25 protein-coding genes and 2 pseudogenes are annotated in these 20,960 nt (G+C 70.3%); 10 read left to right on the top strand and 17 right to left on the bottom strand.

Annotation, left to right across the window (positions count from 1 at the left end; all coding sequences use genetic code 11):
- Window positions 1–286 precede the first annotated feature (286 nt).
- Entirely contained in the window at window positions 287–859 is a 573-nt protein-coding gene (locus tag AB0J46_RS49260) for a hypothetical protein (protein WP_364343514.1), read from the bottom strand.
- A 663-nt stretch (window positions 860–1,522) separates the two neighbouring features.
- Between AB0J46_RS49260 and AB0J46_RS49255 the strand changes: the two genes are divergently transcribed.
- A complete protein-coding gene (locus tag AB0J46_RS49255; protein ID WP_364343511.1) occupies window positions 1,523–1,957 on the top strand; it encodes a hypothetical protein in 435 nt (144 codons plus the stop codon).
- Window positions 1,958–2,106: 149 nt separating this feature from the next.
- Here the strand turns inward: AB0J46_RS49255 and AB0J46_RS49250 are convergent, their stop codons facing one another.
- The 8 genes and pseudogenes from AB0J46_RS49250 to mobF all read right to left on the bottom strand — a co-directional run bounded on the left by AB0J46_RS49250 (window position 2,107) and on the right by mobF (window position 8,613).
- A complete protein-coding gene (locus AB0J46_RS49250; protein ID WP_364343508.1) occupies window positions 2,107–2,370 on the bottom strand; it encodes a hypothetical protein in 264 nt (87 codons plus the stop codon).
- Window positions 2,371–2,503: 133 nt separating this feature from the next.
- Complete coding sequence (locus AB0J46_RS49245; RefSeq protein ID WP_364343505.1) at window positions 2,504–2,650, bottom strand: MerR family DNA-binding protein; 147 nt, start codon at window positions 2,648–2,650, stop codon at window positions 2,504–2,506.
- Window positions 2,651–2,746, bottom strand: a pseudogene (locus AB0J46_RS49240) (MerR family transcriptional regulator); the annotation flags it as partial.
- Window positions 2,747–2,848: 102 nt separating this feature from the next.
- Complete coding sequence (locus AB0J46_RS49235) at window positions 2,849–3,052, bottom strand: hypothetical protein (RefSeq protein ID WP_364343502.1); 204 nt, start codon at window positions 3,050–3,052, stop codon at window positions 2,849–2,851.
- Window positions 3,053–3,486: 434 nt separating this feature from the next.
- Window positions 3,487–3,772: pseudogene (locus AB0J46_RS49230) on the bottom strand (helix-turn-helix domain-containing protein); the annotation flags it as partial.
- Window positions 3,773–3,789: 17 nt separating this feature from the next.
- On the bottom strand, window positions 3,790–4,137 hold the full coding sequence (locus tag AB0J46_RS49225; RefSeq protein ID WP_364343499.1) for a zinc-binding dehydrogenase: 348 nt from the start codon (window positions 4,135–4,137) through the stop codon (window positions 3,790–3,792).
- A 410-nt stretch (window positions 4,138–4,547) separates the two neighbouring features.
- Window positions 4,548–5,882 carry a hypothetical protein gene (locus tag AB0J46_RS49220; RefSeq protein ID WP_364343496.1) on the bottom strand — a complete coding sequence of 445 codons (1,335 nt, stop codon included), beginning with the start codon at window positions 5,880–5,882 and terminating at the stop codon, window positions 4,548–4,550.
- Window positions 5,779–8,613 (bottom strand): MobF family relaxase, encoded by a 2,835-nt coding sequence (gene mobF / locus AB0J46_RS49215; RefSeq protein ID WP_364343494.1) that lies wholly within the window; start codon window positions 8,611–8,613, stop codon window positions 5,779–5,781. Before mobF ends, AB0J46_RS49220 begins: the two co-directional genes overlap by 104 nt.
- Window positions 8,614–9,604: 991 nt before the next feature.
- On the opposite strand from mobF, the gene AB0J46_RS49210 reads away from it, so the two are divergent.
- The 3 genes from AB0J46_RS49210 (at window position 9,605) to AB0J46_RS49200 (ending at window position 10,504) form a co-directional block, all read left to right on the top strand.
- Entirely contained in the window at window positions 9,605–9,772 is a 168-nt protein-coding gene (locus AB0J46_RS49210) for a hypothetical protein (protein WP_358005075.1), read from the top strand.
- Between the two features lie 9 nt (window positions 9,773–9,781).
- Window positions 9,782–10,096: a recombinase family protein gene (locus AB0J46_RS49205; RefSeq protein ID WP_364343492.1), complete on the top strand. Its 315-nt coding sequence runs from the start codon at window positions 9,782–9,784 to the stop codon at window positions 10,094–10,096.
- A gap of 162 nt (window positions 10,097–10,258) precedes the next feature.
- Entirely contained in the window at window positions 10,259–10,504 is a 246-nt protein-coding gene (locus tag AB0J46_RS49200; RefSeq protein WP_364343490.1) for a hypothetical protein, read from the top strand.
- A 173-nt stretch (window positions 10,505–10,677) separates the two neighbouring features.
- Here AB0J46_RS49200 and AB0J46_RS49195 read toward each other — a convergent pair whose 3' ends face one another.
- From AB0J46_RS49195 to AB0J46_RS49185, 3 genes are all read right to left on the bottom strand, one after another.
- Window positions 10,678–11,199 (bottom strand): polyprenyl synthetase family protein, encoded by a 522-nt coding sequence (locus AB0J46_RS49195; protein ID WP_364343523.1) that lies wholly within the window; start codon window positions 11,197–11,199, stop codon window positions 10,678–10,680.
- A gap of 649 nt (window positions 11,200–11,848) precedes the next feature.
- The gene (locus AB0J46_RS49190; RefSeq protein WP_364343487.1) at window positions 11,849–13,408 is read right to left on the bottom strand and encodes an MDR family MFS transporter; all 1,560 of its coding nucleotides are present in this window, start codon (window positions 13,406–13,408) and stop codon (window positions 11,849–11,851) included.
- A 6-nt stretch (window positions 13,409–13,414) separates the two neighbouring features.
- The gene (locus tag AB0J46_RS49185) at window positions 13,415–13,996 is read right to left on the bottom strand and encodes an NAD(P)H-dependent oxidoreductase (protein ID WP_364343484.1); all 582 of its coding nucleotides are present in this window, start codon (window positions 13,994–13,996) and stop codon (window positions 13,415–13,417) included.
- Between the two features lie 113 nt (window positions 13,997–14,109).
- Here AB0J46_RS49185 and AB0J46_RS49180 point away from each other — a divergent pair, with 113 nt between their 5' ends.
- From AB0J46_RS49180 to AB0J46_RS49165, 4 genes are all read left to right on the top strand, one after another.
- Window positions 14,110–14,826, top strand: coding sequence for a TetR/AcrR family transcriptional regulator C-terminal domain-containing protein (locus AB0J46_RS49180; protein ID WP_364343481.1), 717 nt, complete (start codon window positions 14,110–14,112; stop codon window positions 14,824–14,826).
- 124 nt (window positions 14,827–14,950) lie between these two features.
- A complete protein-coding gene (locus tag AB0J46_RS49175; protein WP_364343478.1) occupies window positions 14,951–15,268 on the top strand; it encodes a serine hydrolase domain-containing protein in 318 nt (105 codons plus the stop codon).
- Window positions 15,269–15,417: 149 nt separating this feature from the next.
- Complete coding sequence (locus AB0J46_RS49170; protein ID WP_364343475.1) at window positions 15,418–15,645, top strand: hypothetical protein; 228 nt, start codon at window positions 15,418–15,420, stop codon at window positions 15,643–15,645.
- A 29-nt stretch (window positions 15,646–15,674) separates the two neighbouring features.
- Complete coding sequence (locus AB0J46_RS49165; RefSeq protein WP_364343472.1) at window positions 15,675–16,301, top strand: recombinase family protein; 627 nt, start codon at window positions 15,675–15,677, stop codon at window positions 16,299–16,301.
- Between the two features lie 22 nt (window positions 16,302–16,323).
- Here AB0J46_RS49165 and AB0J46_RS49160 read toward each other — a convergent pair whose 3' ends face one another.
- Window positions 16,324–16,473, bottom strand: a complete 150-nt coding sequence (locus tag AB0J46_RS49160) for a hypothetical protein (protein WP_364343469.1) — start codon at window positions 16,471–16,473, stop codon at window positions 16,324–16,326.
- A 383-nt stretch (window positions 16,474–16,856) separates the two neighbouring features.
- On the opposite strand from AB0J46_RS49160, the gene AB0J46_RS49155 reads away from it, so the two are divergent.
- Complete coding sequence (locus AB0J46_RS49155) at window positions 16,857–17,426, top strand: RNA polymerase sigma factor (protein ID WP_352326681.1); 570 nt, start codon at window positions 16,857–16,859, stop codon at window positions 17,424–17,426.
- The gene (locus AB0J46_RS49150) at window positions 17,423–18,118 is read left to right on the top strand and encodes a hypothetical protein (RefSeq protein ID WP_364343466.1); all 696 of its coding nucleotides are present in this window, start codon (window positions 17,423–17,425) and stop codon (window positions 18,116–18,118) included. The genes AB0J46_RS49155 and AB0J46_RS49150 overlap by 4 nt, the downstream gene beginning before the upstream one ends.
- An 80-nt stretch (window positions 18,119–18,198) precedes the next feature.
- On the opposite strand, the gene AB0J46_RS49145 is transcribed toward AB0J46_RS49150, so the two are convergent.
- From AB0J46_RS49145 to AB0J46_RS49130, 4 genes are all read right to left on the bottom strand, one after another.
- A complete protein-coding gene (locus AB0J46_RS49145; protein ID WP_364343463.1) occupies window positions 18,199–18,459 on the bottom strand; it encodes a Tn3 family transposase in 261 nt (86 codons plus the stop codon).
- Window positions 18,363–20,096: a Tn3 family transposase gene (locus AB0J46_RS49140; RefSeq protein ID WP_364343460.1), complete on the bottom strand. Its 1,734-nt coding sequence runs from the start codon at window positions 20,094–20,096 to the stop codon at window positions 18,363–18,365. The genes AB0J46_RS49145 and AB0J46_RS49140 overlap by 97 nt, the downstream gene beginning before the upstream one ends.
- A gap of 17 nt (window positions 20,097–20,113) precedes the next feature.
- A complete protein-coding gene (locus tag AB0J46_RS49135) occupies window positions 20,114–20,560 on the bottom strand; it encodes a DUF4158 domain-containing protein (protein ID WP_364343457.1) in 447 nt (148 codons plus the stop codon).
- A 172-nt stretch (window positions 20,561–20,732) separates the two neighbouring features.
- Window positions 20,733–20,927 (bottom strand): hypothetical protein, encoded by a 195-nt coding sequence (locus tag AB0J46_RS49130; RefSeq protein WP_364343454.1) that lies wholly within the window; start codon window positions 20,925–20,927, stop codon window positions 20,733–20,735.
- Between the last annotated feature and the right edge of the window lie 33 nt (window positions 20,928–20,960).

The following is a 20,960-nucleotide window of genomic DNA, read 5'->3' as shown; positions in this document are numbered from 1 at the left end:
CTGGTCCGCCTCACACCAGCCGAGATCCGCCGTCTGCTGGCACACCTGACCAGCACTCTCGTCCCACCCCTCGCCCATGCCTTGGCCTGGTCCCACTACCGGCGCCTCCATCAGACCCGCGCCCGAGCCAGCCACTACAGAAGACATCGACTGAAACATCTCAAAGCCTCGCTGTAGTACTAGGCCAAAGTGCCTTGTTGTAATCTACAAAGTAAAGGCGTCCGTCAGGTTCTTACATACCACGCACCGTTACAACCGATATGGAACGGGCTTCGCCCGTACTCACTCACCAAAACCAAGGAGTCGGCTTCGCCCGAGGGCCGCAGCGAGCCTCGGGCAGCGGATCAAGGCAAATCCGGTGCGCCCGAGCGGGCAGGGCCTCCAGCGGGACCTCGAGACTCGTAGGCAAGTGTCCGGTGTGTGCGGTGAGGCCCCTTGTGCTGTGCATGATGGCTGACCAGATCCCGGCTCTTGACGTGGCGTAGCTCCTCAGGTGCTCTACCTTGAGCGGGCCGTCCCTCGTCGCAGCACTTTCGGCTTCCCGCATCCGGTCCCGCCCGCGCTGTGCCTGGACCAGTTCGGCAGCCCAGGTCGCGAGCTCGGTCAGGCGGCCGGTGTGCAGATGGGCGGCGGTGACAAGCTCGGTGACTGCTTGCCGATAGCTGGTCAACGCCTCACGAACGTGCCCCAGACCGGCATGATCGGCGGGTAGGGCGGTGTCCGCAGCTGCTCGGTCACGTTCGGCCAACGCTGCGGTCAGGTCCTCCCGCGCCCAGACGGCTTCGTTCTCCTGTTCCTCTACTCTGGTGGCGGCGTCGTGATAACGCATCGTGGCTGCGGCGAGGTCCGCGTGTGCCACGCGCACCTCGCTGTCGGCTGGGGGACCGCTCGGTTCGGCGTCAACGACCCGCTGACGTGCCTCGATCCCTGCGACCGCCGTTTCGGCCTGGCCCACCTCCGCCAGGGCTTGGTCGATGAGTGTCGCCAGCTCGGCCAGCCGGAGCTGCCGAGCCTGCTCGTGGAAGGGGCACCGACGTACTCGGCGCTGGGTTTGGCCGCCATTCCGAGACGAACCGCGCGCGGAGCGGGCTAATCGTTGCCGAATCCGAGGGGACGATCTGAACATCGGGCACATCGAGGTATCTACGCCTCACAGCCGGCCTGCTCGACCATCTGTGCAGCCTGCTGCTGCTCGCACAGGTCCGCGGCGCGCGACAGTTCGCGGACACGTTGGGCGGAGAGGCGGGGCTGATCGTCACGATCTCGTTCACCGCTTGATGCGCGGCGTCGGCCCGGTCGAGGAGCGCGTCAACCTCGGATTGCCCAGTCCGGCGCTGGCGCCGTCTCCTACCTGCTCTGGGCCCAGCCCGGCGTCCCCGTGGCTCAGATGAACGGGTGCTGATCCGAGCAGAACCACACGTCCGGGACGCGCGGTCAGGGGCGGTCTCACCGCGAGCCGCGCCGGCGTCTGCGGCGGGCCCGCCTGAGGACGCCGATACAAGGCCCGGCATCCCTCCTTAAGATGGCGATCACGCGTTTCGTCACCCTTGTCGCCACCACCACGCTCGCCAGCCTGCTGTTATCCGGCACCCCGTTATCCGGCACCCCGTTATCCGGCACCGCACACGCGACATCCGCCTTCCCCATCCGGGCCCGAGTTCTGACCGCGAACAAGCTGTACCGTACGGGCGAACTCCAAGCGAGCCAGTGCCCGGAGCGCGAAGTCGGGCCGAAGACCGTCGCCTCCGCCAAGCGGTACCTGACCGCAGTGCTGAACTGTCTCAACCGGTCATGGGGCGCCCACTTCAAGAGGGCGGGCCTGCCTTTCGCCAAGGCCAAGATCGGGTTTATCACCAAACCACGCAAATACTGCGGGGAACCCTGGGGCTCCGCCGCAGCCATCTACTGGGCCCACCGCTCGGGTTGGCCCGACCGGACGCAAGGTAGCTCTGCGTAATCGAGGGCGGGATTGTTCAGGCGTCCTCTGCGGCGGGGGACAGAGTCGACAGTGCTTCTGGGTGGGTCAGCAGACCGGTCTCGATGATGTCCTGTGCGGTCTGCGGGTCGTAGGAGGCACGCGGATGCCGCTGTCCATCATGGTCTCCATCAGCGTGGCCATCTCGTTGAGATGGTGCTGACGGACCTCGCGGACATGCTGGGCCTCTTCGGACTCGCCCTGGTTGACGCCAGCACCGCCAGGACGGCGGTCACCTTGCTGCGCAGCGGTGGCCCGCCGCCGTCGGTGCCGGTGCCGGTGCCGGGCTCGCTCGGCACCCGGCCGGGAGCCGACAGCGTCACCGGGACGGGCCCCATGTTCGCACCGACGGGGGCGCTGCCGGTCAGGGAGTGGCCGTCGTGGTGGGTGCTCACGGCGATCAGTTCTCCTCGGCAGTACGGCCCGCGGCCAGGTCGGCAAACGGCAGCGGGCAGTCGGGGCAGGTGCAGTGGGTCAGGCTGTCGCAGCCGGCGCTCACCACCGTGCTCAGCGCCGCCCGGATCGTGGTCAGGTCCGCAATCTGGCGTCCACTTCGGCGATCTTGTCCTGGGCGCGGGCGCGCAGGGCCGGGGTGGGATGGCCGCGACGGCCGGTATCGAGGAGCTCGGCCACCTCCTCCAGGGTGAAGCCGAGCCGCTGCGCGGCCTTGATCACGGTCAGCAGGGTGACGGTCTCCGGCGGGTAGGTGCAGTGCCCGCCGGGGCTGCGCGCCGGTTCGGTGATCAGCCCGCGGCGTTCGTAGTAGCGCAGGGTCTGCAGGTTGACCCCGGGCCTGCTCGGCCACCTGCCCGCTGCGCAGATACGACCGGTTCAGACTTCCCTGCACCACAATGTCCTGTCTCAGGCTGTGCCTCACACGGGCAGCGCCGCGCCGGCGCGCTCGCTCAGCGCGTCCAGCACCTCGACGTGTTCGGCCGGGACCGCCACCTCCAGCGCCAGGCCGCCGTCGGCGATGGTCAGGGTGAAGGTGGAGAAGGAGCAGCAGCCGTTCTCCCGCGCGGCCAGCTCGGCGGCCCGGGCGGCGTGCTCCGGGCTGAAGATGAGCTCCAGCCGCAAGTCCGCGGCAGCCAGGAATCCTGGTAGCGACACGGCTCGTGATGCGTTCGATCGTCGCGCCCAGTCTGCCGGAGACAAGAACGAGGCCCGTGGCCGTGACGATGACCGCCACAGTGACGCCGCACGATGACCGACGCACGATGACCGATGTGCGATGACGACGTGCGATGACGACGGCGAACGCGGCAGCCGCGGGCCTGCCGCACCCCAGCGCCCGTGACCGAGGAGACTACCTGCGATGGCCATGACCTTCCGCCCCGCGCTCGGGCAGCTCTACGATCCGATGCGCCCGCAGTTGCCGGAAGCGATGTCCTGGAGCCTGTCCCCGTCGGACGTCGAGCTGCTCATCTCCGTGCCCGCCCCCACAGCCGAGGAGGTGGCCGCGACGCACGGCCGGCTGGCGAGCTCCGGCGGGTCGAGCACCTCGAAGTCGCCCCCTCCACTCCGCCGCCCGCCGCCCTGCCGCGCCCGACCGCCACGGCCCCCTCGTCGTCGAGCAGCAGCAGCGGCGGCAGCGCGGCCCCCGCGCCCAACCGGTAGTCGCCCGCCACCCCCGGCATCGCGTGCACGGGATAGCCGAGCGAGCGCAGGCGTTCGGCGACGTTGCGGATCGTCCCGGTCGAGAGCCGCAGCCGGGTCGCGAGCTCCGGGCCCGACCAGTCGCGATGCGCCTGGAGCAGGAGAGAGCAGCTTGAGCAGGCGGGCGGAGGTCTCCAGCATGGGGACCATCCTGCCCACTATCGCGGCAGGAACGGTTCCGTGTTGAGGACGAGCTTGCCGAGCAGGTGGCCGTCCTGGCTGCGGCGATGGGCGTCGGCGACGCGTTCCAGGGGGAAGACCTCGGCGATCGGGATCCTCGGCAGCACGTCGAGCGGCGGGCGCAGCCCCTTGCTCTTGGAGAAGCGCACGCCGTGCCGGCCCGCGCCCACCGGGTCGGCGACCGTGATCACCTTGTCCGGGTCGCCGGTCAGCCGGACCGACAGCTCGATCTCGCCCCGCCCTGAGGCGTCCAGCGCCAGGTCCACGGGGCAGGGGAGGTCCGCGCCGACCACCTCTCTCGACGGCTCGGCATGCCGCAACAGCACCTGCCCCACATGATCGAATCTCTGCCGGAACAGACGCCCCCCGCCGACGCCCCACCCGCTCCCAGCCGACTGATGCAAGACCCTATTGCGGCCCAGGCCGAGTACGGGCCGGCGTGGCCAGCTCTGAGGGATCTGGCCGGTGCCCTCAAAACAGCGGCGGCGCAAACACAAGACCCAGAGGAAGCCGACGGCAGCGCCTCGTTCGTCTATACCTCCGGCACCCCCGCCGCCGCCGACGCTCACCAGGATCTTCCGACCTGGCCATTCGAGACCGAGCAGCCCTCGTTCCCTCCCTGGCCGGACGGTCAGCCTCCCTAGGAGCAGCCCACGCCTCCGAGCGCTCCTGGTATGACCAGGCCTCCGGCGGCGGTCACAACCTCGCGCACCCCGGGGCGCCTAGATCACCGCGCTCAGCGGCTCAGGCCAGGCCCGCGGTCGACGCCGCGCACAGGCGGCGGCCGGTAGGGCTGCTGGCGAGCGCGTTCGCTCTGCCGGCCGACGGCCGGGCGCACGGGGCCATCGCCGTAGCCGGAGGCCTCGCGCTGACGTTGGGCGTGGTCGGCGCGGGCGGCACACTCGATATCGCGCCGGTCGGGCGGCAGGCCGGTACGGCGTCGGCGTTCGTCGTGCACGGCGGCCAGTTCGGCCTGGGCAGCCTGGTGCGCCTGCCGGGCCCGCCCGGCGCGCTGAGCGGCGTCGTCAACGTCGCGTGCTCGTGCCCCGCGCCGAACATCTTCCAGATCGCGCTCGAGGTCCAGGTGGTGGTGCCAGATCAGCGGCCAGGTGGTGACCGGCGGGGCCAAGGCGGCGGCCTGCTCGGCGGCCGCCTCCAGCGCCGGGCTCTGCTGCAGCAGCAGGGCCACGCGCTCGCGCGCGGCGGCCAGCTCCTCGCACAGCTGGGGTAGCGCGATCTCCAACTCGCGGCGCCGGGCCCTGTGGGAGGGGCGCAGGTGGCCCAGCCCGTCCAACTCGTGCTGCAGGCGGTTCTCGCGCTGGACCAGCCGGCGGATCTGCTCGCGGCCGTCGGCCACGTCCTGGCGGGCCTGCTGTAGTCGGCGGGCGGCCTGCTCGGCGGCCTGGACCTGGCGCGCCTGCTCGACCAGGCGGGCCCGCTTCAGCAGCGCGGCCTGCTCGGCAGGTCCGCCGCCGTCGCGGGCGTAGAGGCGCGCCTCTTGCTCTGCGGCCTGTATGGCGGCGGCCGCCGCCGTGACGCGCTCGCCCAGCGAACGCTGGCGGGCGGCGAGCTGGCCGTCGGTGAGCAGACCAACCCCGTAAGGGCTGCGGGTCAGCGCCAGCAGCGCACCGGCTCGGCGGACGGCGGCCATCGCCTCACGCTCGGCGTCGGCCAGCTCTCGACGGGCCTGTCGCAGGTCCTCGCCATCTGGGTCGGCAACCACCGCAGGAGGCTCGACGCCATGCTCGATCTCGTCGCCGCGCTCGGATGCGGCGCGTTCTGCGTGATGGCGGGCGATCGGCTCGGGCTCAGCGGTGATCAGCCGGTCGGCGCGGTCACCGCGCAGGGTGGCGGCATAGGCGGCGACGGCGCGCTGCAGCTCGACCTCATGCCCTTCCGGCTCGCCGAGGCGGGCCCGGTCGGCGTCGCTCTCCAGCAGCTCGCGCGGCAGATACAGGCAGGCAGCCTCACGATCGCGGCTCATCGCCGCGTACAGGCTGTGCGGGTCCAGCCCGTACCCGTAGACCAGGGCTCGGTCGAGGGTGGCGCCCTGGGTGGCGGCCACCGTCATGGCGGTGCTGTACCCGAGCCCGCCGGCGGCGATGAAGCCGGGGTCGAGCCACTGCTGTTCCAGGCGTGGTCCGTCGGCGTGCGGGGCGCGCCATTCGACCAGTACCCGCCGCTCGTCGTCGATGGCCAGCACCCGGCCGCGGTAGCCGTTGAGCACGTCGGCGCCTTGGCCGCGCCGGGCCCGGTAGTCGTTCTTGTGGACCCGCACATGATCGCCTACCGCCAGGGCGAGGGTGCGGCCGCCGGCCGCCGGCCTGCCGGTAGCACATGTCCGGGCCGGTGATCTCACCGGCGGCGCGCCGGACCGCGCGGGCCGCGCCGTTCAGCCGGTCGACGTCGGCGTTGCCGCCGGCCAGCAGCGCCAGGTCGGCCAGCTCGGCGTGCACGTCGCCGGCGTACGCGGCGCGGGCCTGCTGCCAGTCGGCCAGCATCGCGGCCAGGGTGTCCTCAGCTGTGCGCCCGGCGTGCACGCGCCCGGTAGCCCTCCAGGTGTGCAGGGCCTGCTCGCGCTGCCCGGCCCGCCACAGCCGCAGGGCGGCCCGCTCGCCGTCGTCACGCTGGCGCCGGTTCTCCTCCAGCACCGCTCCGCCGACCTGGCGGTGGATCGCGGCGAACGCCCCGCCCACGCCGACGGCGCGTAGCTGGACCGGGTCGCCGATCAGCACCACCTTGGTGGCCGTGCGTCTGGCCTCGCTCAGCAGGGCGGCCAGCTGCCGGTCATCGACGATCGCGCCCTCGTCGACCACCAGGACGTCCACGCCGTCCAGGCCGGGCCCGCCGGTGATGCGCCGCAGCCAGGTGGCGACCGTGCCGGAGCCGATGCCGGACTCGGCGGCCAGCCCCAGCGCGGCCACCGCGGCGGTGGCCGCGCCGGCGACCACCAGGCCGCGGCTCTCCCACGCCGAACGGGCGGCCGCCATGATGGTCGTCTTTCCGTCGCCGGCCACGCCGATCACCGCCTCGACCGCGTGCCCGCCGCGCACCAGCCGTTCCAGCACCGCCCGCTGCGACGGCGACAACGGCAGGCCGGTGCCGGCCTCGAAGGCGCCCAGCGCGAGCTCGGCGGCCGTCTCGTCCACCACGGCCAGGCCTGCGCCGTACCCGTCCCGGGCGGCCTGCAGGGCCACCTGCTCGGCGCCGGTGACATCGAGGGAGGTGTAGCGGGCGCCGTTGGTCAACGTGGCCGCGCCGGCCGCGATGCCCAGCGGCACCACGGGGCCGTGCTGCAGCACCCGGTCGGTCAGCGCGTCGGCGTCGGTCAGATCGGCCACGCCGTCGGGTAACGCCTCCAGCACCTCGGCCAGCACGTCGGCCCGGGTCACGATCTTGGTGTGGCCGGTCAGCCCGTCATCCGGCCGCCAGATCCACTGCGCGATCTCCTCCGGCGAAGGCCGCTGCGGTAACTCCGCCGCGGCGCCCACGCAGGCGGCGGTCAGCCGGGCCAGCTCGACACCGGCGGCGCGTGCCTGCCGCCGCCAGGACATGCGCGCGTCCACCGCCCCGGCCGGGGCGCGGACGCTGCCCTTGTCCTCACGGGTCTTGGCGCCTGCCGTCTTGCGCTGCGCGGTACTCGCCGCCGCGACGTCCTGGACACCCATCGCGTCCAGCAACTCGGCGGCGGCCTGGTCGCCGCGCTTGGAGAACAGCGCGCGCAGCTCGGCGCCAATACCGGATATCTCCCACGCGCCGGTGTGCGCGTCGCGCTTCCACACGGTGCCGTATCGCTCGGTCAGCAACCGGCGCAGCCGGGCCTGCACCAGCGTGCCCGCGGCCTTGTCATGGCGGTACAGGTCCCGGCCCCCGTCGCCGAACACGCCCCACTTGCCATCGACGCCGCGCACCATGTTGGCCAGCACCACATGCGCGTGCAGATGCGGGTCGCCGACCTGCCCGCGCACCGGCCGGGCCGACCGATGCCACATCACCCAGCCCATCAACCCGGTGCCCTCGACCCGCTCGCCGAGCGCGCCCTCGCCCTTGTGCCCGCGGATGCCGTAACCGGCCCATTCCTCGACCGCGGCCACCGTGTCGGCCACCGCCTGGGCGAAGGCGTCCTCGATCCCGCGGGCGAGCTCGTCGTCGGCCAGCCCGTACAGCACCGACACGCTCTTGGGCAGGTCCAGCGTCAGGTCATAGCCGCGGTTGCCGACCTGCACCCGCGAGTGGCGGTGCGCCCGCGCGGCCTGCAGCCGGTCGGCGTCATAGAGCGCCTCCAGGTCGAGGCCGGCCACCGTGGCCAGCCGCTCGGCGTCGCCGATCGGGATCCGGTGCGCCTCACGCTGCCGCTCCACCCCGCGCTGCAGCCGGCCCGCCCGCGCCACCGCCCACTTCACTCTCGCCAGCAGCTCCGCCACGGTGACGCTGGCGTCGCCTGCGGCCTGCTGCAGCGCTTCCAGCAACGGCATCGCGGCCAGCTGCGACAGCGGGTCGGTGGCCTTCTTCGGCTCCACCAGCCGCTCGCCGGTACCCGGGTGGCAGCCGTCCATCAACGCCCGGGCCGCCAGGTGCTGCTGGGCGGTCAACGGTGCGCCCGCCGCCATGCCCTCCACCCCGAACTGGGCCAGCCCGGCGCCGATCCACGTCAGGCCGCGCCCGGCCTCCTGCTCACCGGTGAGCTCGTCTCCCGTGCCGTCGTCGGCCAGCCGGTAGCCGACCTGATCGCATCCGGCGCCCTCGCGAAGCCGGTAGTCGATCTGCGCCGGGGATGGGCCCAGCACGGTGACCCACGCCATGCCGGATCACCCCCTGCGCCCTGACATGCAGGTTCTCGGACTTGCGTATCGCGCCGGCGATACCTGGATTCTTACATCGATCTTGGCTCTGATTTGATGATGACCCTTGTGGGTCAGAAAGTGGCAATCCTGAATGTCCGATGTGTTGAGCGACGAGTTTCTGTCAGTGGAAACGACAGGTTCTTCAGTGGCTCGCGACAAGTAGATGTCAGTGAGGGTGATACTCGGTCACTGCGCGCCTGGAGGCGAAACCGGGTGGCGTGCTGTCCGGAAGCCGCCTCGCGATGCGTGGGTGTCGGCCGACGCGCTGGGCCGGTGGTCAAGACTGAAACGAACATCGCCGTCCAGGCTGACGCGGTGCGGCCCGTGTTGCGCGACAAGCTTTTGTCAGTGACCGCGACACGTTAATGAGGTGGCTCCCGCCCAGTTTGTGTCAGTCGTACGGGTTGAGGTCCACACTGCCGCCGTTGCCCAAGTCCACCGCACCGTACGGCTGGGCGGTCGGTGTCCAGCTGGGGTTTCGGGTGAGCCCGACCGGAGGGGGGATCTGGCGCTGCGGTGGCTCGGTCTGATCCCAGCGCCGGATGCGGCGCGGTAACGCCTCCAGCTCCAGCAGGGGGCCGGCCGGCCGGTGGTCGAGTCTGGACGAGTCCGTCCGAGTCCCTGTTGGACGCCTCGGCTGCATGGCTTAGCTGACTCGCATGGCGGCCAACCGGCCCCGATACCAGGCAGGAGCCATGGTTTCAGAAGCTCAGCCGCTGGATGCCAGCGGCTGGAGAGAGGAGTTCATGTGCGTTCTCACCTACGCGCGACCATAGTCGTGGCGGCGTTCGCCACGCTAGCCACGGGTGTCTCGGTGGCTCCGGCAGCCGCTGACGGTGTGCGGACCGACCGGGCGGGTGTCTTTGGTGCGGCCCGCGTGGTCGGTGAGTGCACCGATCCAGGATTCGTTGGTGCCATTCGCTTCCGCAACCCGCTGGGACTGTACGACGTGGACTGCATCCGGCCCGAGAGCGTCCGCTATCCCGGGCCAGTCTTCGTCACGCACTGCAAACCCACCAACGGCGGACGACTCAACCTGCACATGCCCGGCGGCGAGGTGCTCGAATGTCCCGCCACCGTCTACCGGGACGCCATCGGGTACAGCGCCTGGGCCTGACCGGGCTCCATGCCGCCCACCCGCCAGGCATGGGAGGCGCTCCTGGCGCTGCCCAAGGCGGGCGCCACCCTGAAGTTCTGGAAGTCCGACCGGTGGGGCCGCTCAGCGGGGCACGTGCTGACCACGGTCAACGAGCTGCGCGACTGCGGCATCACCGTGGTGTCGCTGACGGAGAACTTTGATCTGGCCTCCAAAGGAGGGCCGTTTCATGTTCGCGGTCTTGGCCGCGGCCGGAGCCGCCGAGGTCCTCGCCCTCAACGTCGAGGACCTCGACCTGGAGCACCGGCACGCCCCGTCCGCTCCAAGGGCCGCTCGCGCAGGTAGTCGATACTTTCGGCGATGTCTGCGGCATTCCGGCAAAGGTGCGGTGAGCGCCCGGCACCGTCAGAGGCGATTCCAGGCAACTTTGTGACGACAATGACACCCTAAGTAGCTGAACGGGTGAAGCGCGTCGCTCTTAGAGAGCGACAGTTAAGGGGAACCGATATGCGAAAGATCATCGCCGTCGCCGCTGCCGTCGTAGCGGTGGCCGGAGGGCTTGCCGTAGGAAGTGCCGCGCACGCCGACGAGTGGGAAGGTCCGATCGATGCCTGGACCAGGTGGCCCATCGAGCGCGCCTATGCCATCTGCGACAGCACCGGCAGGATCGGTGTGCAGAACGGCGTCTACCGCACCTACAAGTGCGAAGAGGACGGCTTCTTCACCGTCTACCTGTACGTGCACCGCCGATAGGGGCGCGCCCGACTCGTCGCCGGCCTGCCCCGACACGGGCGGGGACGCGACAACGCCAGGCCGAGAACAGCGGTCCGTGCGTGCGCGCGCAGCCGTCGGGCAGGCGCAGCAGGTGGGCGGTGCCGGAGTCCCAGTAGACCCATTGGACGGCGCCCGGACCGCCACGGTGATCGTCAAAGGTCAGGACCGGGACATCCCCGCCGACCTCGGCGAGGGTCTGCGCGGTGGACGGCGGTGCGGCGCCGGCACGAGACCGGCCGGGCGGTGCTGGAGACGATCGAGACCAACGGCGGCCTGACCGGCCTGGTGGCTGAGCACGAGGCGCTGGCCGCCTTCCACGGTGATAACCATGCGATGGCGGACGCGCCGCTGATCCCGCCCGAGGCGGCGATCCTGGCGCACGCCTCCTCCTGCTCGGCCGGGCCGAGGTCGTCGCGGCGCAGCAGTTCCCGCAGCCGGTCGCTGTCCGGGCCGCTCTGGTGCAGCGAGATCAGGACGGGCAGGCCGTACACGCCTTCGCGCAGGTCGGTGCCGGGCCGCTTGCCGAGGGCCGACTGCGGCGCGATGACGTCGAGGGTGTCGTCGGCGGCCTGGAAGGCAAGGCCGAGCGCCCTGCCGCAGTGGCCGAGCGCGTCCACGTCCTGGGGCGGCGCGCCCGCGAGGCGGGCCCCGGCGCGGCAGGAGAGCTCGAACAGGGCGGCGTGTTCGCCGACGCCGTCGGCCTGTCGCCCAAGCGCTACCCGAACTGCTCAGCGTCCCGGACATTCGGCATCGCGACCGGAACCGGCGTGATCACGGCCACCCCAACGTCGTGGGCATCGGCTTCGGCCCGCCGACGCGCGGCGGCGAGGTGCAGGACACGCCATCCCTGCCCTGGCCCGTCGTGTTCGGCACCGGCCGCCCCAGCCGGACCTGGCGCCCAGCGGGCCCGCGCAGGTGGCGCCCACGGACGAACGCATCGAACGCGTCCGCAAAGCCCTCGCCCTCGGTCGCGCCGGCGGCCCCCACTGGGCCGATCTGGCCACGGCCACCGGCTACTACGACCAGTCCCACATGACGGCCGAGTTCCGTACGTTGATGGGCGTCACCCCGGCGCTTTCTTCCAGGGCCGCCTGCCCGCTCTCCAGCCCTGCTGACACACCGGCGCTCTCCGCCCTGGCGGGTGTGGCCGGCGGACCTGCGCTCACGGCCGCAGTTGCCCTTCCAGGGCCGACTGCAGCCGCGCGACCTGTTCCGGTGTGGCGCGTGGGGGCCCAAGGCTCCTGATCAAGGTGCGCACGGAGGCGCGGGAGTGGGTGTCACAGCCCGGCGTTGATCGAGCGCGAGTCCACGGGACCCGTACGCCTACTCTGACGCGCACCGGCCGATGGGACCGTTGTTCTCCAGCGCCCCGGGGACAGCGTCGATCTGCCGGCGCCGCGTCGGGCGCTGCCCGGCGGGTCGGCCCGGCGGCTCAGGGTCGGGAACGCCGGAACGCAGCGGGGTCTCGCGGACCAGACAGGCAAGGGCGAGGACGGCCGCACCGAGAACGACGGTGCCGAGAAGCATGGCGTGCAGGCCGTCGGTGACGGCCAGCCGTACGGCATCCGCCGTCTGTTCGGGGAGGCCCGGGAGCAGAGCAGGGGTGAGTTCGCCCCCCGTGGTGAGGCGGTCGGCTTCGGCCGGGCCCAGACGGGCGGCCAGTCCGTCCCCCATCCGGGCGGCGTACAGGGTGCCCAGCAGGGCGATGCCGAGCGATCCGCCGACGGTGCGCGCCAGGGTGAGTGTGCCGTTGGCGGCGCCCATGTCGCGGGGATCGGCGCTGTTCATGGTGATCAGGGTGGTGCTCTGCATCACCAGCCCGATTCCCGCGCCGATGGGGAGGGTGAGGGCTGAGGCGAGGGTGGCAGGGATGTCGCCGTCGAGGAGCAACAGGGCCGACGCACCCGCGGTCATGAGCGCCCCGCCCAGGATGGGGTGGATCCGGTAGCGGCCGTTGGCGCTGATGAGGCGGCCGGTGACCAGTTGGGCGCCGAGCGTGCCGAACATGAGCGGGAGCAGCAGCATGCCGCCGGCCGCCGGGGAGGCGCCCTGGACGAGTTGCATGTACTGCGGCAGGTAGTTCGTCACGGTGAGCATCACCGCGCCGACCAGGAGGCTGAGCATCTGGGCCAGGGTGAAGTTCCGGTCTGCGAAGAGCCTGGGCGGCATGATCGGCTCCGCCGTACGACGTTCCACGGCCACGAAGGCGACCAGGGCGAGCAGGCCGATCGCGCCGAGGATCCACGGGGTCCCGCCCGCCAGCAGGGTCAGGGCGACGGTGGCGGTGGTCAGCAGGGTCGCCCCGGCGTAGTCGATGCGGGGCCGGGCGCGTACGGCGGGCGGCACCTGGATGCGGGTGACGATGAGCAGCAGGGCCAGGGCGCCGAGGGGAAGGTTGACGTAGAAGGTCCAGCGCCAGCTCAGGTGGTCGGTGAGCAAGCCGCCCAGCAGAGGTCCGCCGACGTAGGCGACCGGCATGATGACGCCGATCATCGACTGCAGCCGCCCGCTCTCGCGAGGCGGGACCAGGACGCCGATGATGGCCAGCGCGCCGACCATGAGCCCGCCCGCGCCGAGCCCCTGGACGGCGCGGAAGACGATGAGCTGGATCATGTCGTGCGCCGGGCCGCAGAGCGCGGACCCCGCCAGGAAGAGCACGATCGAGGTGATGAAGGTGGGCTTGCGGCCGAACAGGTCGCCGAGTTTGCCCCAGATCGGGGTGGTGGCCGCGCTGGCGAGCATGTACGCGGTCACCACCCAGGGCAGCTGGTCCGGGCCGCCGAGATCACCGGCGATCGTGGGCAGTGCGGTGCCCACGATCAGGCCGTCGAGCATGGCCAGGAACATGCCGATGAGCAGTCCGAAGACGCCGAGACGGGACATGGCGGTTCAGGCCGCGTAGGGGCGGGCGGTCCTGGCCTCGCGCAGCGAGTGCGCCCACCAGGCGAGCCGGTCCAGCATGACCTCGGCCGCGGCGTCGGCGGCCGGGTCGACGGCCTTGCCGTCGCCGTCGAACTGCGCCCAGGGATGCTGCAGGCCGACGCTGTCGCGGATGGTCACGGCGTGCAGTTCGGCCAGGACGAGCCGCAGTTGCTCCACGGCGCGCAGCCCGGCGGAGAAGGCGCCGTAGGAGACGAACGCGACGGGCTTGGCGTGCCACTCGGTGTTGTGCCAGTCGATGGCGTTCTTCAGCGCCGCCGGGAAGCTGTGGTTGTACTCGGGCGTCACGATGACGAAGGCGTCGGCCGCCGCCATCCGCGGTGACACGGCCGCCAGCAGGTCCTTGGCCTCCTGCGTGGCGGGCGGCTGCCCGAGTACGGGGTAGACGGTCGGCAGCGGGGTCTCGATCAGGTCGATCAGGTCAGCGTTCATGTCCTCCCGCCGGGCCAGATGGTCCATGATCCAGCCGGCCACGGCGGGACCGAAGCGGCCATCACGGGTACTGCCGACAAGGACGGCGATCTTGAGCATGTCGTTCCCCCAATGTGTACAACGTATTCGCGAGAGACAATGTACGCACCACTGTGTACGTTGTCTACTTCTGATACGTTGTATCTGTTGCGCCTGGAAGGGAGGCCCTGACTGTGGCCACGGATGAGAACGTGTCGCTGTGGGAACGGCTGGAGCGGCCCGCCCCCACGCCCCGCCAGGTGCTGTCGCCGCAGCGCATCGCCACGGCCGCCGTCGCGATCGCCGACGCCGAGGGCCTGGAGGCGGTCACCATGCGCCGTCTCGCGGCCGAGCTGAGCGTCGCCCCCATGGCGCCCTACCGCCACGTGTCCGGCAAGGACGACTTGCTGGAGCTGATGGTCGATCACGTCTACGCCGGCCTGAGCCTGCCCGACGGCCTCGGCTGGCGCGAGAACCTGCGAACGCTCGCCGTGCGCACGCGCCGGCTGATGCTCGATCACCGATGGCTCGCCCAGTTGCCCCCGCAGGCCAAGCTCTCCCTCACACCTCGTCGGATGGCCGTGGCCGAAAAGGCCCTGGCGGCCCTCGACGGCCTGGGGCTCGACGCTGACGCGATGATGAGCGCCTTCCGTACCGTGGACGCCTATGTGCACGGCTCCATGAACTACGAGAGTGCCGTCAGCACCCTGATCGCCGAGCAGAACCTGTCCGACGGGGACGAACTACGCGACACCCTCGCCCCGTTGATGATGTGGCACATGCGAACCGGCCGTTATCCCACTTTTCAGCGGTACCTGCACACGGCCGCCCGCAAGGACGACGCCCAATGGCAGTTCGAATTCGGCCTCGACAGCGTCCTCGACGGCATCGCCGCCCGCCTGGGCCTTTGAGGCACGCGTCCACCGCACAGGAAGCCGAACTCGACGGACGCGATCAGGCAGGCCGGCCGCCGAGGAACCGATTTCCCGTTCCCGCTTGACCCTGCCCCTAGGGCAAGGCTCCACGATGTTCCGCATGAACAACGCACTGCACACCGTCGAAGCCCAGATCCGCGAGCAGGCCGCCACCTCCTGCGAGTCCGGCGACATCCCCGGATTCGTCGCCGGCGTCCACCACGCCGGCGAGCAGATCGTCGTCGCCCACGGCACCGCGAACCTCGCCACCGGCGCCCCGATGCGCGAGGACACCGGTTTCCTCCTCGGCTCCGTCACCAAGGTCCTGACCACCACGCTGATCATGCGGCAGGTCGACCACGGACTGCTGGACCTTGACACCCCGGTGGTGGCCCACCGCTCGGGTCGGCCCGACCGGACGCAAGGTAGCTCTGTGTAGTGATCGTGACCGCTCGTGTCATCAGAAATGACCAGTTCTGCGAGAGCTCGCGACCATCCGGCGAGTGTCCGGTTTGTCCTCGATCTTCGTTCTCATAACCTCTCGCAACACCGTCCTCTCAGAACAGCGTCCGCGCTAGGTTTTGCGACATGACCGAGTTCGCGGACCCCGCCGCCGCTGTCGAACAGTTCGGTTGCCCGATGCGTGAGGCGCCCGCGGGCAGCACCTGCCGGACACGGGGCGGCAAGGTCGCGCCCAAGTACCACACGCCTCGCTTCATGCTGGTGCCGCAGTTGCGTACTGAGTTGGAGGTGCGCACTCCCCCGAGCGTGGGCCCGGCCGCGTCTGGCAGGTGGGACCGGCCCTGGACGCTGTAGCGCCTGCGGCCGCGAGGAGGCCGACCCGGGTGGGCTATGCCCGGTGCAGCACGGCGCAGCAGGAGCTGGACAGTCAGCTCGAGGCTCTGAAGGAGGCGGGCTGCGAACCGATCTTCGCCGAGAAGATCAGCACGCGCATCAAGCTGCGGCCGGAGTTCGCCAAGGCGATGGACTACGCCCGCACCATCAAGCAGGCCGTCCCGCATCAGCGCGTGATTTTTACCGTGCATGAGATGAAGCGCCTGGGGCGGGGTGCCGCCGAGCTGCTCGCCATCGCCGAGGAACTACGCCGCCACGATATCGAGCTGGAGTTGCTGAGCGGCCCGCTGCAGGGCATCTACAACCCCTCAGGGCACGGGGCGGCGTTGTTCGCCTTCTTCGCCGGCATGGCCGAGTCCGAGCGGGAGTACATCCGGGAGAAGTCCCTCGAGGACCAGGCCTCAGCCCGCGAGCGCGGCCGGCACGGCGGCCGCCCCAAGGTGTTCGACGACGACATGATCGCCTATGCCCGGTCGCTGCGCGCCCGAGGCGTGGCGGTCCCCGACATCGCCCGCAAGCTGGTCATCCCCTCGGGCAAGAACAAGGGCCGGCATCTTTCGGTGGCCAGCATCTACCGGGTGCTGGCCGATGACGGCGAGGTTCCAGCCAGGAGCTGATCACCTCGCCGCCGGGTAGGGATCAGCCGGCCTGGTGGCCGACGGGCACCACGGCGATCGTCGCCTCGGCCGAGGATCCGGGCACCAGGAAGACCGTGTCGCCCGGTTGCGCCGAGGCCAGCTCGTGAGGATCGGCCAGATGGGCGCTGTGATAGAGGACACGACGATGCACGTCATCCAGGAGGATCTGCCGGCCACCAGGAGCGGTGGCGAGGCACTCGAGGAATGGCATGCAGATGGTGCGTTCGGGCCGGACTGCTACGAGGACGGAGCCGTCGTAGTCACCGACGCCTGCACACCTCGTGCGTCCAGGCCGCCTACGCCTCCCGCGACGCCACCCGCGTACCGACCATCCGCGCCTTCACCTGCTCGGTGAACTGGGCGAAGACTTCACTATGCCCTCGGGGAGGCGGACGAGTAGGCGGTGTTGCCCGACAGCGCCGTTGCGGGCATGGCCCGGACACTCCATCGGTTCGGGCCCAAGACAGGCGTGAACCATTTCGGTCTGGCGCGACAAGAGTACGTGTGACCGGCATACGCCAAGAAGGGGTCGACATGCATGACCCCATACGCGACGTCATCAAGGCTGACGATGCGACCCTCATCGAGAGGTCGCTGAACGAGCCGGAGACCTTCGCCGTCTTATTCGACCGGCATGCGCCGTACCTCCATGGCTACGTGGTCCGGCGACTGGGTCCCAGCCAGGCCGAGGACGTCGTGGCCGACACCTTTCTGACCGCCTTCCAGCGCCGGGGCGATTACGACAAGGCCCGCGCCAACGCCCGCCCATGGCTGTACGGCATCGCCTCCAATTTGATCGGCAAGCATCGGCGCACCGAGATGAGCCTCTACCGCGCCTACATCCGCAGTGGGGTGCATCCGGCGGAGGTGTCCGGCGCACCGGTCGAGGACGGGGTCGGCACCCTGGCCGTCAACCGGCCGCTGGCACGGGCGTTGCTGAAACTCAATCGAGCCGATCGCGATGTGCTGCTGCTCGTCGCCTGGGCCGAACTGAGCTACCAGGAGGTCGCGGACGCACTTGCCATCCCTGTGGGAACCGTGCGCTCACGACTCAACCGGGCCCGCACCCGGGTTCGTCAGGCACTAGAACGAGGAGCAGAATGATGGACGAGCTCAAAACCATGTGGGTGACTCCCCCGGGGACTCTGGACGACCTCGCCGGAGCGCGGCGGCGGCTGCTGGACGGAATGGACGGCCCGCCCGCGCGCCGGCGCATCTTCGGGGGAGGCCGGGCGATCTTCACTGGTCCACGGCTGCTGGTCGCGGCCGGCGTCGCGGTGGCCGTTGTCGCCGCACTGCTGCTGATCGGGGACGGCGAGCCCGCTTACGCGGTGGCGAAGAACCCCGACGGCACGCTGATCGTGACGATCAACGAGCTGCAGGATCCCGAAGGCTTGCAGGCCGCGCTGAACGCCCAGGGCATCAAGGCCGACGTCACCTACAACCCACGGGACAAGAAGTGCGCGTCCGGCCGGTTCGTCGGCGCGGACTATATGTATGGCTCGCCCAACCCCAAGAACTTGACTGCGGAGCAACGTAAGGAGTTCTACCGGCCAGAGAACTGGCGGTCCAGGGACGTCACCCGCCCCGTCTCCAAGGGCAAGTTCAGGATCTCCCCAAAGTTCATGAGGCCCGGAGAGACCCTGGTGCTGGAGTTCAGGCTCGGCAACGATCCGGGGGTCAGCTGGAGCCTGGGGGCCTGGCTGGCCAAGGCGGGTAGCTCCGTGCGGCCCTGCACGCTCGTGGATGAGGGAGGGCACGACAAGGAGCACGCCGAGGAAATGGCGGGAGGCTGACAGTGAGGCTCCTGCGGGACGACCATGGCCCCGCAGGAGTGCAGGCCCGCGCCGACCAACCGGTGTGCCAGCGCTTCTACTCACCGCAGTGGATCGGCGACGGCCTCCAACTCCAGGTGGCGGTTCATGTCAAGCTCGAAGCGCCCATACAGGTTGAGATGTGACCAGAACAGGGCGGTCAGCCCGCGCCGATCTGCCGGGCCCAATCTTTTCTTCCAGGCGGGATCGCGCAGCACCATCTGGATCAGGTGCGTGTTGAGGTAGGTGATGGCGGCGGCGAGGAGGTGCAGCGCCAGCGCCGAGACCTCGGCGTGCTCGCGGTCGTCGCGTTGGCCACCCACGAGCCGAACTTGCGCGAGTCGGATGCGCACGAGGTGCCCTCGCCCCACAGGGTCACATCACGCGCCGTCAGGGTGGCGTTGACGATCAGGCGGATCGCGCCGCGCAGGTTGTCGCGGTTGATGAACAGCCGGCGGGTGCGCCGCAGCGCCGCCTCGTTGTCGAGCTGGCCGGCCGGCAGCGCGGCCGCCGCCACCCCGCCGGCCGCCCGCTTGATCCCGACGTTCGTGCCTAGCCCGTATAGGCACAGCAGCAACCGGCGCCGCAGCACCTCCTCCTCGGTGACGGTGCGTGAGGCCACTGAGGTGAACGCGGCGGTGTAGCCGGTGACGTGGGCGACGTCCTTGAGCACGTCCAGCAGGTCGATCACGCCCCACCGGCGGGAGATCTCCGCCTTCAGCGCCTTCAGCCCGACCGGCTCCTCCTGCTTGTCCAGCGGCGGCACGCTGATCCACGGCTCGCCCTTCTTCCTCGTGATCGTCACCCCGCCGGTGGTGCCCTTGCGCAGCGCCGTCTCCAGCCGGTCCAGGGCGGCGGTGTGACGGCGTTGCAGGTCGGCGATGAACACCGCCGTGTCGCGGGGCTTGGCCAGGGCCTCGTAGTGCACGTCGCGGTTGTCGTCGAAGTCGGCCGGCAGGTCGGCCTCGGGGTTGCGCCAGGTCTTGCCACCCTCTACCCAGATCTCCCGTCGGCGGATGGCCTTGCGCAGCGCCACGAGCGCGCACAGCTCGTACGGGATGCGCTCGATGCGGCCGCGCTTGTCGGCCACCGCCTCCTGCCAGTCCTCGGGCACCACGTGCTCGATCGGCACCGTCTCGGCGCGGTCGTAGAAGACGGCCTCGGAGTCGGCGTAACGCTCCAGCAGCGCCAGCGCGTCCATCACCGGCTGGAAGGTGGTGTTGTTGCAGCGGAAGTCCAGCGCGCGCAGCAGCTTGGGCAGCCCGCGCCGGTAGTGCCGCGAGTAGGAGCCGCGCAGCTTGACCCGCACCCGGGTCTGGAACTCGTTCTCATTCGCCTTTGCCTCGGCGATGATGTCGGCCAGCGTGGTGGTGCCCACCACCGGGTAGATCGCCGTGCGGACGAGCTCCTCCGGCAGGTCCAGAGCCGCCTGGGCGAGTCGGGCCAAGATGCCGTGCTTGCCCTGCACCCGCCGGAACTCGCTACCAAGCTCTCTTTCGACCTTCCGCTCGGCCCGCACGCTGATCTTGTGCACGAGCTGGATCAGCAGCTCGACCAGGCCGTCGATCATCTCGGTCTTGCGCACCCAGCTCAACGCCGCCAGCAAGGTCAGCTTGATCGCCTCCGGCGCGGCGGCGAAGTCGGAGGGGTACATGCGCATCGCCCGCGCCCGCCACGCCTCCACGACCTTCTCCGAGGTCCCCTCGAACAGCGTCTCCGGCAGCCCGATCGTCTTGACCCGCTCCAGCTTGACGATCTCGGCCAGCAGCGTCTCCAGCTGCAGCGGCCCCGGGTCCTCCTTCAGCTCCTGCAAGAAGCTGTGCATCGCCGCGCCGCCGTCCCCGCCCTCTTCCTTGCCTTCGGGGACGGGATCGGGAACCGCGATCAAGTCCTCCAGCGCGGCGACGGCCGCGGCTGGCAAGCGCTGGACGGTGGTGGCGGTGAACTCCCGCTCGAACATCGCCTCGCCCGCGCCTGTCAGGCGCTCGATCTGCTTGGGGTGGGTGGTTCCACCCGTTCCTCACGGCAGCGGGCCAGCAGCGCCGCCCGCAGCCGCTCGCGCGCGGTCTCCACCGGGCATATCTCGCGCGCCAGCCAGAAGATCAGCTTGTCCTCGTCCGCCACCGTCGGTTCCCGGAATCCATGGAAGTCCCGGATCTGCGAGCGATGGTTGGAGGCCTGGCGGGAGGTGAACTCGTAGGCGGCATACAGCGCCGGGTCCACCTTGACCTGGCCCGCCACGTAGTCGACCGCGGGCTTGGGAACATCCTCCCGGCGCGGGAACCGGGCCTCCTGCTCGAAGAACTTCAGCATCAGGGCGAAACCCAGCCGCGTCGCGCCGGTCTTGTTACCCAGCAGCTGAGCTTCCGCCTCATCCAGCGTCCAGCACTCGATGAGGTCCTCCAGCTTCCACCCTCGTCGCATCGGCCGGGCTCCTTCCGCTCTGCTCGGTTGGACCCCAGCACGATGTGCCGTAGTCAGACAACTACTGTCCGGTACAGCGAAGGTGTGACCAATGCGTGCTGTTCCGGATATCTGACTCCTGGTTCGCCGCCCGAGTTGCCACCGCGGCCCGGACGCAGAGCCCCGGCCAAGGTCAGGACGAGGCGCCGGTGAGGAAATGCGCGATCGCCAACAGGGCCAGCACGGTCCCGGCGAAGGCGCCGGCGCTGGTGAGGATCGCCTCGGTCGGGCTTGAGCCTCCGGCAGACATCAGGAGGTAGGCGGCGAGTGCGACGACGGCCGCGGCGAGTGTGATGATCGCCGTCCAGACGGCGCGGATGGTCTTCATGGGTGCCCCCCGCGTGAGCGGTCGGAAAGATGA

Origin of the sequence: Nonomuraea sp. NPDC049758 (assembly GCF_040674635.1) — a bacterium.
Classification (GTDB): Bacteria; Actinomycetota; Actinomycetes; order Streptosporangiales; family Streptosporangiaceae; genus Nonomuraea.
The sequence above is the reverse complement of the archived record's forward strand: the minus strand, read 5'-3'. Positions and strand labels throughout refer to the sequence as shown.

Bases quoted from the DNA above. Each gene is read 5' to 3' on its own strand.
- AB0J46_RS49255 (WP_364343511.1), top strand. From the start codon at position 1,523: ATGGCGATCACGCGTTTCGTCACCCTTGTCGCCACCACCACGCTCGCC.
- AB0J46_RS49220 (WP_364343496.1), bottom strand. From the start codon at position 5,882: ATGACGGTGGCCGCCACCCAGGGCGCCACCCTCGACCGAGCCCTGGTC.
- mobF (WP_364343494.1), bottom strand. From the start codon at position 8,613: ATGGCGTGGGTCACCGTGCTGGGCCCATCCCCGGCGCAGATCGACTAC.
- AB0J46_RS49205 (WP_364343492.1), top strand. From the start codon at position 9,782: ATGCCGCCCACCCGCCAGGCATGGGAGGCGCTCCTGGCGCTGCCCAAG.
- AB0J46_RS49200 (WP_364343490.1), top strand. From the start codon at position 10,259: ATGCGAAAGATCATCGCCGTCGCCGCTGCCGTCGTAGCGGTGGCCGGA.
- AB0J46_RS49190 (WP_364343487.1), bottom strand. From the start codon at position 13,408: ATGTCCCGTCTCGGCGTCTTCGGACTGCTCATCGGCATGTTCCTGGCC.
- AB0J46_RS49185 (WP_364343484.1), bottom strand. From the start codon at position 13,996: ATGCTCAAGATCGCCGTCCTTGTCGGCAGTACCCGTGATGGCCGCTTC.
- AB0J46_RS49175 (WP_364343478.1), top strand. From the start codon at position 14,951: ATGAACAACGCACTGCACACCGTCGAAGCCCAGATCCGCGAGCAGGCC.
- AB0J46_RS49170 (WP_364343475.1), top strand. From the start codon at position 15,418: ATGACCGAGTTCGCGGACCCCGCCGCCGCTGTCGAACAGTTCGGTTGC.
- AB0J46_RS49155 (WP_352326681.1), top strand. From the start codon at position 16,857: ATGCATGACCCCATACGCGACGTCATCAAGGCTGACGATGCGACCCTC.
- AB0J46_RS49150 (WP_364343466.1), top strand. From the start codon at position 17,423: ATGATGGACGAGCTCAAAACCATGTGGGTGACTCCCCCGGGGACTCTG.
- AB0J46_RS49140 (WP_364343460.1), bottom strand. From the start codon at position 20,096: ATGTTCGAGCGGGAGTTCACCGCCACCACCGTCCAGCGCTTGCCAGCC.
- AB0J46_RS49135 (WP_364343457.1), bottom strand. From the start codon at position 20,560: ATGCGACGAGGGTGGAAGCTGGAGGACCTCATCGAGTGCTGGACGCTG.
- AB0J46_RS49130 (WP_364343454.1), bottom strand. From the start codon at position 20,927: ATGAAGACCATCCGCGCCGTCTGGACGGCGATCATCACACTCGCCGCG.